The 12,811-nt window shown below is 64.6% G+C and carries 13 protein-coding genes; 6 read left to right on the forward strand and 7 right to left on the reverse strand.

The features are described from left to right. The 5 genes from H4W01_RS08235 to H4W01_RS08255 all read left to right on the forward strand — a co-directional run bounded on the left by H4W01_RS08235 (position 1) and on the right by H4W01_RS08255 (position 4,856). Complete coding sequence (locus tag H4W01_RS08235) at positions 1–717, forward strand: biotin--[acetyl-CoA-carboxylase] ligase (RefSeq protein ID WP_209613290.1); 717 nt, start codon at positions 1–3, stop codon at positions 715–717. A gap of 99 nt (positions 718–816) precedes the next feature. Next, positions 817–1,599 (forward strand): type III pantothenate kinase, encoded by a 783-nt coding sequence (locus H4W01_RS08240; RefSeq protein WP_010402619.1) that lies wholly within the window; start codon positions 817–819, stop codon positions 1,597–1,599. Between the two features lie 201 nt (positions 1,600–1,800). Next, complete coding sequence (locus tag H4W01_RS08245) at positions 1,801–3,378, forward strand: ribonuclease J (RefSeq protein WP_209613291.1); 1,578 nt, start codon at positions 1,801–1,803, stop codon at positions 3,376–3,378. A 5-nt stretch (positions 3,379–3,383) separates the two neighbouring features. Then, positions 3,384–3,662 (forward strand): DUF1467 family protein, encoded by a 279-nt coding sequence (locus H4W01_RS08250; RefSeq protein WP_209610641.1) that lies wholly within the window; start codon positions 3,384–3,386, stop codon positions 3,660–3,662. Between the two features lie 234 nt (positions 3,663–3,896). Beyond that, entirely contained in the window at positions 3,897–4,856 is a 960-nt protein-coding gene (locus H4W01_RS08255) for an IS110 family transposase (RefSeq protein WP_209610642.1), read from the forward strand. A gap of 100 nt (positions 4,857–4,956) precedes the next feature. On the opposite strand, the gene bfr is transcribed toward H4W01_RS08255, so the two are convergent. The 7 genes from bfr to aroQ form a co-directional block, all read right to left on the reverse strand. Beyond that, positions 4,957–5,442 carry a bacterioferritin gene (gene bfr / locus H4W01_RS08260; protein ID WP_209610643.1) on the reverse strand — a complete coding sequence of 162 codons (486 nt, stop codon included), beginning with the start codon at positions 5,440–5,442 and terminating at the stop codon, positions 4,957–4,959. A 32-nt stretch (positions 5,443–5,474) separates the two neighbouring features. Next, positions 5,475–5,645 (reverse strand): (2Fe-2S)-binding protein, encoded by a 171-nt coding sequence (locus H4W01_RS08265; RefSeq protein ID WP_010402626.1) that lies wholly within the window; start codon positions 5,643–5,645, stop codon positions 5,475–5,477. A gap of 82 nt (positions 5,646–5,727) precedes the next feature. Beyond that, positions 5,728–7,968: a phosphoribosylformylglycinamidine synthase subunit PurL gene (gene purL, locus H4W01_RS08270; protein ID WP_209610644.1), complete on the reverse strand. Its 2,241-nt coding sequence runs from the start codon at positions 7,966–7,968 to the stop codon at positions 5,728–5,730. A gap of 94 nt (positions 7,969–8,062) precedes the next feature. Continuing rightward, positions 8,063–9,016: an alpha/beta fold hydrolase gene (locus H4W01_RS08275; RefSeq protein ID WP_209610645.1), complete on the reverse strand. Its 954-nt coding sequence runs from the start codon at positions 9,014–9,016 to the stop codon at positions 8,063–8,065. A gap of 179 nt (positions 9,017–9,195) precedes the next feature. Then, the gene (gene accC / locus H4W01_RS08280) at positions 9,196–10,548 is read right to left on the reverse strand and encodes an acetyl-CoA carboxylase biotin carboxylase subunit (RefSeq protein WP_209610646.1); all 1,353 of its coding nucleotides are present in this window, start codon (positions 10,546–10,548) and stop codon (positions 9,196–9,198) included. 129 nt (positions 10,549–10,677) lie between these two features. Continuing rightward, positions 10,678–11,157, reverse strand: coding sequence for an acetyl-CoA carboxylase biotin carboxyl carrier protein (accB, locus tag H4W01_RS08285; RefSeq protein ID WP_209610647.1), 480 nt, complete (start codon positions 11,155–11,157; stop codon positions 10,678–10,680). A gap of 36 nt (positions 11,158–11,193) precedes the next feature. Continuing rightward, the gene (gene aroQ, locus H4W01_RS08290) at positions 11,194–11,628 is read right to left on the reverse strand and encodes a type II 3-dehydroquinate dehydratase (protein WP_209610648.1); all 435 of its coding nucleotides are present in this window, start codon (positions 11,626–11,628) and stop codon (positions 11,194–11,196) included. Positions 11,629–11,795: 167 nt separating this feature from the next. Between aroQ and thiS the strand changes: the two genes are divergently transcribed. Then, positions 11,796–12,803: a sulfur carrier protein ThiS gene (thiS, locus tag H4W01_RS08295; RefSeq protein WP_209610649.1), complete on the forward strand. Its 1,008-nt coding sequence runs from the start codon at positions 11,796–11,798 to the stop codon at positions 12,801–12,803. Positions 12,804–12,811 lie beyond the last annotated feature (8 nt).

Genomic DNA, 12,811 nt, shown 5'->3' on the forward strand with positions numbered 1-12,811 from the left:
ATCCGCACCGTCGCCGAGACGGGCTCGACCAACGCCGATATGCTGCAGCTTGCTCGCTCCGGGGTGAGCGAGGGGCTGTGGTTGCGCGCCGAGCGGCAGCTTGGCGGGCGCGGGCGGCAGGGGCGGGCGTGGGTTTCCCCGGTCGGCAATTTCTACGGGTCGACGCTGGTCCGGGTGCGCGGTCGCGATCTGGCTGCTGCCACGCTGGCGCTGGTGGCTGCGGTGGCGTTGGAAGAGGTGGTCGGGGTCTATCTCTCGCACTTCCCCGGCCTTCGCCGAGGAAGTGCGGTCATCAAATGGCCCAACGACCTCCTCCTCGATGGTGCGAAGCTGTCCGGCATCCTGCTGGAACGTGCGGGCGATGCGGTGATTGTCGGCATCGGCGTCAACCTCGCGCATCACCCCGATGATACCGATCGCCGCGCCACTAGCCTCGCCGCGCACGGTGCGGCACCCGACCCTGCCGACTTCGCCGAGACGCTCGCCGATGCGTTTGCGCGCTGGCTGAGCATCTGGCGTGGACAGGGGCTGGTACCCGTCCGGGCGCGCTGGCTTGAGCGAGCGCATCCGATCGGCACCGCGCTGACGGCGCGTCTGGCCGATGGCACGGCGGTGGACGGCTTGTTCGACGGGCTGGACGCGGACGGCGCGCTCATCCTGCGCTTGGCGGATGGCGCGACCCGTGTCATTCACGCCGGCGACGTGTTTTTGCTGTGATCTCCGCCTCCGCTCGTTTCGAGCGCAGTCGAGAAACCGGCACGGAACTGCATATCGCTGTGTCTCGACTTCGCTCGACACGAACGGAAGGGTGACCCAATGCTGCTCGCGATCGATGCCGGTAACACCAATGTCGTCTTCGCGCTGGTCCAGGGCCGCACGATCAAGGCGCGCTGGCGCATCGCCACCGACCCGCGCCGCACCGCCGATGAATATGCGGTGTGGCTGAGCCAGTTGCTGACGCTGGAAGGCTATGACCGGAGCGAGGTGACCGGTGTCATCATCGCCACCGTCGTGCCGCGGGCACTCCACAACCTGCAAACGCTGGCGCGCAAATATTTTGGTGGCGAGCCGCTGATTGCGGGGGAGCCGCCGGTCGAATGGGGCATGGCGCTGGATGTGGACGAGCCGCGCAGCGTCGGGGCCGACCGCGCCGTCACCATGATAGCGGCGCATGCGCTGCACAGCGGCGATCTGATCGTGATCGATTTCGGCACCGCGACGACGCTCGACCTGGTCGATTATAGCGGGGCCTATAAAGGCGGGATCATCGCGCCGGGCATCAACCTGTCGCTCGACGCACTCGTTACCGCAGCCGCCAAGCTGCCGCGCATTGCGATCGAGGCGCCAGCGTCGAAGAGCGTGATCGGGCGCGATACCGTCAGCCAGATGCAGATCGGCATCTTCTGGGGCTATGTCGCGATGATCGAGGGGCTAGTCGCGCGGATGAAGGCCGAGGTGGGCAGGCCCGTGCGGGTGATCGCAACCGGAGGCCTCGCGATCCTGTTTGAACAGCATACCACTATGTTCGATGTGGTCGAACCCGACCTGACAATTCAGGGGCTGGCGATTCTGTGGGATCGCGCCCATATAGCATCCTAGAGTCAGCGTGCGTGCGCCTCCGCCAGAACCCTGTGGTTGTGCGGTGCCCCGCTTCCCCGATCTCTACGAAATTCCGCGCCTGACCGCGCACATTCCCCGGTTCGCGTTCGCGCGGCCATCTTTGAAAGAACAGACACCTCCGTGACGACACCAAAGAAAGAACTCCTGTTCCTGGCCCTTGGCGGGTCGGGCGAAATCGGCATGAACGTCAATCTCTACGGCTGCAACGGCAAGTGGCTGATGGTCGATTGCGGCATCACCTTTGCCGATCCGCAATATCCCGGCATCGACGTCATCCTGCCCGATCTGCAATTCATCGAGGAGCGCCTCGATGATCTGGTCGGGATCGTGCTGACGCACGGCCACGAGGACCATATCGGCGCATTGCCGTATCTGGCCGAAGATTTGGGCGTGCCGCTTTATGCGACGGCGTTCACCGCCGGGCTGATCCGCGGCAAGCTCGAGGAAGAGGGCAATGCCAACCGCGTCAAGCTGAAGGTGATCAAGCCCGACACCAAATTCGATCTTGGACCGTTTGGCGTGACCTTCGTGCCGCTATCGCACTCGATTCCCGAGGCGAGCGCACTGCTGATCGACACGCCTTATGGCCGCGTGTTCCACACTGGCGACTGGAAGCTCGATGCTGCTCCGGTGATCGGCCATCCGACCTCGCCGGAAGCGCTCGAGGCGATCGGGAACGAAGGCATTCTCGCGCTGGTGTGCGATTCGACCAATGTTTTCAACGCCGAGGCGTCCGGTTCGGAAAGCGATGTGCTGTCGGGCCTGATGGGCGTGATCAGCCAGGCCAAAGGCCGCGTGATGGTGACCTCGTTCGCGTCGAATGCGGCGCGGCTCCACACGCTTGGCGTGGTTGCGCGCGAGACCGGACGGCAACTCAGCGTGCAGGGGCGCTCGCTCGATCGCATCCTGAAGGTCGCGCGCGCGACCGGCTATCTCAAGGACTTCCCCGACACGATCGATGCCGAGGCGGCGATGCGGCTGCCGCGCGACAAGGTGCTGGTGGTGGCGACCGGCGGGCAGGGCGAGGATCGCGCAGCCTTGGCGCGGGTCGCCAATGGCCAGCACCCGATTTCGCTCGATAGCGGCGATACGGTCGTCTTCTCGTCCAAGCAGATCCCCGGCAATGAAGTCGCGATCGGCCGCATCCAGAATCAGCTTGCCGCCAAGGGCGTGATCATGATCACCGATCGCCAGGCGCATGTGCATGTATCGGGCCATCCGGGCCGCCCGGAATTGCTCCAGATGTATCGCTGGATGGAGCCGGAGCTGCTGATGCCGGTGCACGGCGAAATGCGGCATCTGATGGAACAAGCGCGCTTCGGCCTGTCCGAAGGCGTGCCGCGTGCGTTGGTGCAGACCAATGGCGACATCGTGCGACTGGCTCCTGGCGCGCCGACCAAGATCGGCAATGCACCGGTCGGACGCCTCGTGCTCGATGGCGATGTGATCCTGCCGGGTGATGGCCAGACGATCAACGAACGCCGCAAGCTGGCGATCAACGGGCAGATCTCGGTTGCGGTGGCAATTGGGTCGCGCGGCCTGATCGGCACGCCGCAAGTGCGCATCCAGGGCATTCCGGTCGAGGAAGACCGCGAGCCCTTCCTGGAAGAAACCGTCGATGCCGTGATCGCGGCCGCCAAGCAGAACGGACGTGATCGCGACAAATTGCGCGAAACGATCCGCCTTGCCGCGCGCAAGGTGGCGACGCGCTGGACCGGCAAGAAGCCCAATGTCGATGTGCTGCTGATCGAGGCCTGACCGACATGCGGTGGACCTCGGCGCTGGCGATTTATTTCCTGTTCTGGGCGTTCTCGGTGTTCTTCGTCTTGCCCTTCGGGGTCAAGACCAGCGACGAGGCCGGGGTCGACCGCGTCCCCGGCCAGGCCGAGAGCGCCCCGCATGAGTTCCATCCGCGCAAGGTCGCGATCCGCGTGACGATCGTCGCGACGTTGCTGTGGTCGCTCTATATGTTGAACTATCACTTTGGTTGGCTCACTCCGCAGATGATCGACGTGCTCGGCACGTGGAACGGCGTGGAGTGACACAAACCTGTTCGTTTCGAGCGTAATCGAGAAACGGCCGCAAGCGCTGTGCCTGGTTTCTTGCATGTTGCGGCTGGCCTGATCTGGTGATCCAGAAGGGTTGACCTGCAGGGGTGGCCGCCCCTGCAGGTCGGACGGGCGGGACCGTGGGTTTCTGGGCTATGCGCCGCAGTCGAGCGTGGTCCGTCCGTCCTCTTTGTCTGGCCTGAACAGATGATGGGGAGCAAGACCCGAATGCAAGAAAAGGCCGAGGCAACGCCGACGATCCATGTCGGCATCGATGTGAGCAAGGCGCATCTCGATGTGCATCTGCACCCGCTGGGCGAGCGGTTGCGCGTGACCAACGATGCGCACGGCCACCGCCACCTTGTGGCGCTGCTCACCCAGCACGCGGTGGCGCTCGTGCTGATGGAGCCGACCTCGCGCTATCACCGCGCCGTCCATCGTCGGCTGCATGAAGCCGGTCTGCCGGTCGCGCTCGCCAATCCGCTGCGCGCGCGGCTGTTCGCCCAGGCGTCCGGCACGCTCGCCAAGACCGATGCGATCGATGCCGCGATGCTGGCGCGCATGGCCGAGCGGCTTGGCCCCGATCCGGTCGCCCCGCCGACACCGGCGCAAGAGGAGCTTCAGGAACTCGCCAGCGCCCGCCAGGCCGCAATCGCTGAACGCACCGCGCTCGGCAATCGTCTCGCCGCTGCCACCAGCGCCTTCCTGCGGCGCGAACTCGCCACCCGCCTGCGCACGCTCGAGCGCCATATCGCCCGGCTCGATAGCACGATCGACGCCATGATCCGGGCCGATCACGAGCTCGACCGCAAGGCCCGCATCCTGCGTTCAATCCCCGGCGTCGGCCCCGTCACCTCGCTCGCCTTCCTCGCCCAGCTCGGCGAACTCGGCCGCATCACCGCCAAGCAGGCCGCAGCCCTTGCCGGGCTCGCTCCCTTTGCGCGGGATAGCGGGACATCCCAGCCAAAGCGCCGCATCCATGGCGGGCGTGCCCAGCTCCGCTGTGCCCTCTACATGGCGGCGCTGAGCGCCAGCCGCCGCAACGCCGATCTCAAACGATTCTACCAAGGCCTCATCGAACGCGGCAAACCCGCCAAACTGGCGCTCGCTGCCGTCGCCCGCAAAATCGTCGTCCTTGCAAACACCCTCATCACTGAAAATCGACACTGGACGCAAGTCACCCCTTGACCGCCAACACAGATGCTCGACTTCGCTCGAAACGAACGGAAAAAGGACGCGATCCGGCGTAAGGCCCCCCCAAGGGGAGGGGCTACAGCGGACCAAGGGCTCAGCCCTCGTCGTCGGCGGGCTTGCTCTGCAGCTGCACGTAATTTTCGATGCCCATGCGCGCGATCATCTCGAACTGGCGTTCGAGCGTGTCGACATGCTCTTCCTCGCTGTCGAGGATGCGGCGGAACAGGTCGCGGCTGACATAGTCACGCACCTTCTCGGAATGCTCGATCGCGTCGCGCAGCAGCGGCAGCGCGTCCATTTCGAGCGCGAGGTCGGCCTTGAGCACTTCCTCAACGGTCTCGCCGATGCGCAGGCGGCCGAGCATCTGGAAATTGGGCAGGCCGTCGAGGAACAGGATGCGCTCCGACAGCCAGTCAGCATGCTTCATCTCATCGATCGATTCGTGGCGCTCGAAGGCGGCGAGCTTGCGCACGCCCCAATGGTCGAACAGCCGATAGTGGAGCCAATATTGGTTGATCGCGGTCAGTTCGTTCTTGAGCGCCTCATTGAGATACTCGATGACCTTGATATCGCCTTGCATGCGTTCGCCCTTTTTGCGGTTCGCAGATCACCTTAGGCGACGGCGCGCTCTTCGTCGATAATGGCACGGGCGACGGGCACACATTGCCCACATTTCGCCTGACAGCCCATCGCACGATAGGCTTGGCACGCGGTGCGCGACCCGTTGCGGGCCGCCGCGCGGACATCGCGTTCACGGATGGCATTGCAAATGCAGACGACCATGGATTCCCCCTTCGGAGCCCATGATGTATCGCTAATGAGAATGGATCGCAAGCCCTGTTGCGATCCATTCTCATAAGGAGTGTCAGCTTTCGACGGGAGCGACGTCGCCCATCAGCGCCGGGAAGAATCCCTCATGTGCCGCGCGCAGATCGGTGAGCGGGACCACATAATCATTGTCGGGCAGTTCGAAGATCAGTCGATTGGCGATGGTGCGGCCAATGCGTTCGATCTCGACGCCAGCGGCATCGGCGGCCGTGAGTGTCTCAAGCAGGAGATGATCCGCGATGGTCGCCACGTACAGGCCCTGGTCTTCCCCGAACAAGGCGCAAGCAACACCGCAGGGCAGCGGTGCGTGCAGCATGGCACCGACATTCCCAGCCAGCGCCATCTCGGCGACCGTCACCGCGATGCCGCCGTCGGATACGTCATGCACCGCGGTCAGCGCGCCATTGGCGATATGCGCGCGGACGAATTCGCTGTTGCGACGCTCGGCGTCCAGGTCGACCGGGGGCGGGGCACCTTCTTCGCGGCCATGAACTTCGCGCAACCACAGCGACTGACCGAGATGACCCGAGCGTTCGCCGATCAGCACGATCACGTCGCCCGTGCCCTTGAACGCGATGGTCGCGGATTTGGACCAATCGGCGAGCAGTCCGATCGCGCCAATGGCGGGGGTGGGGAGGATCGCCGAGCCGCCGCCGGTTGCCTTGCTTTCATTGTAGAGCGAGACGTTGCCCGACACGATCGGGAAGTCGAGCGCGCGGCAGGCATCGCCCATGCCCTCAAGGCAACCGACGAATTGCGCCATAATTTCAGGGCGTTGCGGGTTTGCGAAGTTGAGGCAGTTGGTGACGGCGAGCGGGGTGGCACCCACTGCCGACAGGTTGCGATAGCATTCCGCGATCGCTTGCTTGCCGCCTTCATAAGGGTCGGCATAGCAATAGCGCGGGGTGCAATCGGTGCTCATCGCGAGCCCTTTTTGCGTGCCGTGGACGCGCACGACAGCGGCGTCGCCACCGGGGCGCTGGATCGTGTCGGCACCGACCTGCGTGTCATATTGCTCGTAGATCCAGCGGCGCGAGGCGATGTCGGGCGAGCCCATCAGCTTCAGCAGATCCGCGGCGATGTCGGTCGATTCGGGGATGTCGCCGAGCGGCTTGACCTTGGCCCAAGCCTGATACTCCTCCTTCGACGCGGCGGGGCGATCGTAGAGCGGGGCTTCGTCTGCAAGCGGCGCGAGGGGGATGTCGGCGACGGTTTCGCCGTTGAATTTCAGTACCATATGGCCGGTGTCGGTGACGTGACCGATCACCGCGAAATCCAGCTCCCATTTGCGGAAGATGGCTTCGGCGAAATCCTCGCGGCCGGGCTTCAGCACCATCAGCATCCGCTCCTGGCTTTCGCTCAGCATCATTTCATAGGGCGTCATGCCGGTTTCGCGCTGCGGCACGGCGTTCATGTCGAGTTCGATACCGACGCCGCCCTTGGACGCCATTTCGACCGAGGAGGAGGTGAGGCCGGCCGCGCCCATGTCCTGGATCGCGACGATCGCGTCCGAGGCCATCAGTTCGAGGCACGCCTCGATCAGCAATTTCTCGGTAAAGGGATCGCCGACCTGCACGGTCGGGCGCTTGTCGCCGGTTTCTTCGGAGAAATCGGCCGAAGCCATCGTCGCGCCGTGAATGCCGTCGCGACCGGTCTTGGAACCGACATAGACGATCGAATTGCCGATACCCGAAGCGGCGGAATAGAAGATCTTGTTGGTTTCGGCGACGCCGACCGTCATCGCGTTGACGAGGATATTGCCGTCATACGCCGGGTGGAAGTTCACTTCGCCGCCGACGGTCGGCACGCCGACACAATTGCCATATCCGCCAATACCATGGACGACGCCGGAGATGAGGTGGCGCATCTTGGGGTGGTCGGGGCGACCGAAGCGCAGCGCGTTTAGGTTGGCGATGGGGCGGGCGCCCATGGTGAAGACGTCGCGCAGGATGCCGCCGACGCCGGTCGCAGCCCCTTGATACGGCTCGATATAGGACGGGTGGTTGTGGCTCTCCATCTTGAAGATCGCGGCCTGGCCATCGCCGATATCGACCACGCCGGCATTCTCGCCGGGGCCGCAAATCACTTGCGGGCCAGTAGTCGGCAGCTTTTTCAAATGGATACGGCTGGATTTGTAGGAGCAATGCTCGGACCACATGACCGAGAAAATGCCAAGCTCGGTCAGATTGGGCTCGCGCCCCATGGCGTGCAGGACGCGCTCATATTCTTCAGCGGAAAGCCCGTGCTGGGCGACGATCTCTGGGGTGATGTCGGTCATGCGAGAGCCTTTAACGAGGTGCTTCGTGTCCGTCACCCTCCTCGCGTAACGGGCGAGGCCGCGCGGACGCACTTTTCCGCGCGCGTTTGCGCCGCTAACGCGCCAGCCCTTGCACGAATCGGTCGAGATCGCGCGCGCTTTGGTCGGGATGTTCCTCCATCGGCACGTGGCCAACGCCCGGATAGGCGATCAACACGCTGCCCGGAATGTGTGCGTGGAGCCATTTGGCCGAGGATAAGGGGATCAAGCGATCCTGCTCGCCCCACAGGATCAGCACCGGCAGTTTGAGGCTGGCGAATTGCTGGGGCGTGCCGCTGTCGGGCGGCAAGGCGAAGCGATCGAGCGTGGCCTGGCGATTGCCGGGATAGCGCAGCAGCTCCCAATAGCGATCGACCATCGCCGCGTCGGCATAACGCGGATCGCCAAAGGCGCCGGGCAAGCTTTCCGCGATCAAGCTGCGCGGGGTGATCGCACCGGCGATAGTCCGCAGCACCGGCGTGCGCGCGATGCGGAAGGCGAGCGGGGCGGTTTCGCCGCCGGGATCGGGCTGGCCGACCGAATCGACCAGCACCAGCGCGCGCAGATGGTCGGGATGCGCGAGCGCATAATGCCACGCGACGCCGCCACCCATGGAATTGCCGACCAGCACGAGATGATCGACGCCGAGCTTCGCGCGGAGGCGTTCGACGACGTCGGCAAAAGCAGTGGCGCGATACTCGCCGGTCGGGCTCGGCCCGGTCAGGCCGTGGCCGGGCAAATCCATGCGGATGACGCGGTAACGGCGGTCGAGCCGGGCGGACCAGGGCTCCCAGGTATGGAGCGAGGCATTGGAGCCATGGATGAGCATCAGGACCGACGCGTCGCGCGGGCCGGTGTCGCGGACATGCACGGTAAGGCCGCCGCCGAGATCGACGAAGCGCGAGGGCGGCGCCCCATATTTGGCGCGCATCGCGGCGGGATCGGTATCGGGGGTGCGGAAATAGAGGAAGGCGAGCAGCGCCGCCGCCGCGATACCCAGAACGATATAGCCCAAAACGCGCCAGCGCATTGCATCCCCCCCGGGTTGGCCGTCCTGTGTTCGGACTGGTTCTTGGCGGGAAGGTTGCCGGTTTTGGGGGCGCTGGCAAGCGGGATGCTCGCTAGGGGCAGCTTAGCGCTCCGCGGCGAGCCGTGGGGTAGGCTGCGGCGTGGACCCCGGCACGAGGCCGGGGTGACGGTGGGTTGTTTTTACGCCTCCTGGCGTGCCAGCCATTCTTCGAGCCACTTGATCGTATAGTTTCCGTCCTGGAAGTCGGGGTCCTCGATCAAGGCCTGGTGCAGCGGGATGGTCGTGGTCGGGCCTTCGATCACGAACTCTTCGAGCGCACGGCGCAGGCGGCGGATCGCGCCGGCGCGGGTGGTGCCGTAGACGATCAGTTTGGCGATCATCGAATCGTAATAAGGCGGCACGCGGTAACCGGCATAGAGCCCGCTATCGACGCGGACGTTCATGCCGCCCGGCGCGTGATAGGCCTTCACCAGGCCGGGCGACGGCGCGAAGGTGCGCGGGTCTTCGGCATTGATGCGGCATTCGATGGCGTGGCCGCGGAACTGCACGTCTTCCTGGCGCAGCGTCAGGCCATGGCCTTCGGCGATGCGGATCTGTTCGCGCACCAGATCGAGCCCGGTGATCGCTTCGGTCACGGGATGTTCGACCTGCAGGCGCGTGTTCATTTCGATGAAATAGAACTCGCCATTTTCCCACAGGAATTCGATCGTGCCGGCACCGCGATAGCCCATATCGGCCATGGCTCGCGCGCAGATGCCGCCCATGCGCGCGCGGTCCTCTTCGCCCAGCACGGGCGAGGGGGCTTCTTCGAGCACCTTCTGGTGGCGGCGCTGGAGCGAGCAGTCGCGTTCGCCCAGATGGATGGCGTTGCCATTGCCGTCGCCAAACACCTGAAATTCGATGTGGCGCGGGTTGCCGAGATATTTTTCGAGATAGACGGTGGCATCGCCGAACGCGGCCTTCGCCTCGCTGCCGGCCTGCTGCATCAGCGTTTCGAGCTGATCCTCGGAGGTGCAGACCTTCATGCCGCGCCCGCCGCCGCCCGACGCCGCCTTGATGATGACGGGATAGCCCGCTGCCGCCGCGATTTCCTTGGCCTCGGCCAAATCGCTGATCGGCCCGGCCGAGCCCGGCACCAGCGGCAGGCCGAGCGCGCCGGCGGTGCGCTTGGCCTCGATCTTGTCGCCCATGGTGCGGATATGTTCGGGCTTGGGGCCGACAAAGATGATGTCGTGTGCCTCGACGATCTCGGCGAACTTGGCGTTTTCACTTAAGAAACCGTAGCCCGGATGGATCGCGTCCGCGCCCGAAATTTCGGCGGCGGAAATGATGTTGGGGATGTTCAGATAGCTCTCGACCGCCGACGGCGGCCCGATGCAGATCGCCTGATCGGCCAGGCGCACATGCATCGCATCGCTGTCTGCGGTCGAATGCACGGCGACCGTCTGGATGCCCATTTCATGGCACGCACGGTGGATGCGCAGCGCGATCTCACCGCGATTCGCGATCAGCAGTTTCTTGATTTCAGGCATTCGTAACTGTCCAATCCGCAAACCCAGGACGCCGCTCGCCCTGAGCCTGTCGAAGGGCTACCCTGCTCTGGCGAGCGGGCGCAAAAGGAGGGCAGGGCTTCGACACGCTCAGCCCGAACGGTTCTCTGGTCATTCCACCACGACGAGCGGCTGGTCGAATTCGACCGGCTGGCCGCTTTCGACGAGCACGGCCTTCACCGTGCCCGCGCTCGGCGCGAGAATCGGGTTCATCACCTTCATCGCCTCGACGATCAGCAAGGTGTCGCCTGCCGCAACTTTGTCGCCAACGCTGACGAACGGCTTTGCTTCTGGGTTGGGCGAGAGATAGGCAGTGCCAACCATCGGCGATTTGACCGCGTTGAACGCAGCCTGCGGTGCGGCGACGATCTCGGCGGGGGCCGTTACGGTCGCTACGGGCGCGCTGGCCGCTGGTGCCGGGGCATATTGCACGGCGGCGGCAACGGCGGCAGCCTTGCGCGCGATGCGGATCTTGCGACCGCCATCCTCGACTTCGATTTCGGTCAGCTGCGTGTCATCCAGCAGCTGGGCGAGCTGACGCACCAGATCGACATCGATCCGCATTGCATCGGTGTGTGTTTCTTCGGCCATACGACCCCATTATCTCCCTTATTGCGGCGCGTCCTGTCAGAGTCGCGCCGCCGCTTCAAGCGCCAGCAGATAGGAAAGTGCCCCAAAACCGCAGATCGTGCCCTTTGCCACAGGCGAGATACGGCTGATATGGCGAAAAGCTTCGCGCGCGTGCGGGTTGGAGAGGTGGACTTCGATCACCGGCGTGCGGATCGCCTTGATCGCATCGTACAGCGCGATCGATGTGTGGGTGAAGGCCCCGGCGTTGAGCAGCACGGCCTTGGCGGGCAGTGCCTGGGCTTCGTGCAGCCAGTCGATCAAATGCCCTTCATGGTTGGACTGGCGCAAATCGATGTCCAATCCGAGCTCGCGGGCGCGGTCTTCCAACTGACCGGCGATGTCGTCGAGCGTTTCATGGCCGTAGATTTCCGGCTCGCGCGTGCCGAGCAGGTTCAGATTCGGGCCGTTGAGGACGAAGATGGTTTCGCGCATGTGAGTCTTCCGGTTGAATGACGTGAGGCAGACGCCTAGGTGATGCGCAGCCATAGCCCGTTCGCCCTGAGCTTGTCGAAGGGCTCTTCGTCCTCTCAACGGGTGGGGGCGAAGAGGGCTTCGACACGCTCAGCCCGAACGGAGGCGGGGATAGTCCCCGGTTACAGATGCCCCATACCGACGGAACCGTAACCATCCAGATCAATGGCGAGCATCGCCGTGTGCGCGCGGGGTTGAGTCTGGCCGATCTTGCCGCCGACCTTGGCTTGCTGCCGGAAAAGGTGGCGGTGGAGCGCAATCTGGAAGTGGTGCCGCGCTCGACGTTGGCGCAGGTGCAGGTGGAAGATGGCGATACGCTGGAGATCGTCCATTTCGTCGGCGGCGGCGACCATGCCCCCGCGGTGAAGGCCGACACCTGGACGGTGGCGGGCCGGACGTTCCGTTCGCGCCTGATCGTGGGGACGGGCAAATATAAGGATTTCGCGCAGAATGCGGCGGCGCTGGAAGCCTCGGGCGCGGAGATCGTTACGGTAGCGGTACGACGGGTCAATGTGTCGGACCGCAATGCGCCGATGCTGACCGATTTCATCGACCCCAAAAAGGTGACCTATCTGCCGAACACGGCGGGCTGTTTCGATGCCGAATCGGCGATTCGCACGCTGCGGCTGGCGCGTGAGGCGGGCGGTTGGGATCTGGTGAAGCTGGAAGTGCTGGGCGAGGCCAAGACGCTGTACCCCGACATGGTCGAGACGCTGCGCGCGACCGAGGTGCTGGCCAAGGAAGGTTTCCTGCCGATGGTGTACTGCGTCGATGATCCGATTGCGGCGAAGCGGCTGGAAAATGCGGGCGCGGTGGCGATCATGCCGCTGGGCGCGCCGATCGGATCGGGCCTGGGCATCCAGAACCAGGTGACGATCCGGTTGATCGTGGAAGGGGCGAGCGTCCCCGTGCTGGTCGATGCCGGGGTCGGCACTGCGTCCGATGCGGCGGCGGCGATGGAACTGGGTTGCGACGGCGTGTTGATGAACACCGCGATTGCCGAGGCCAAGGACCCGGTGCTGATGGCGGCGGCGATGAAGGCGGGCGTCGAGGCCGGGCGCATGGCGTATCTGGCGGGACGGATGGGCAAAAGGCGCTATGCCGATCCCTCCAGTCCTTTAGCGGGGCTCATTTGACCCGCGCG

This window comes from Sphingomonas sp. PL20, assembly GCF_017875905.1.
Taxonomy (GTDB): Bacteria; Pseudomonadota; Alphaproteobacteria; order Sphingomonadales; family Sphingomonadaceae; genus Sphingomonas; species Sphingomonas echinoides.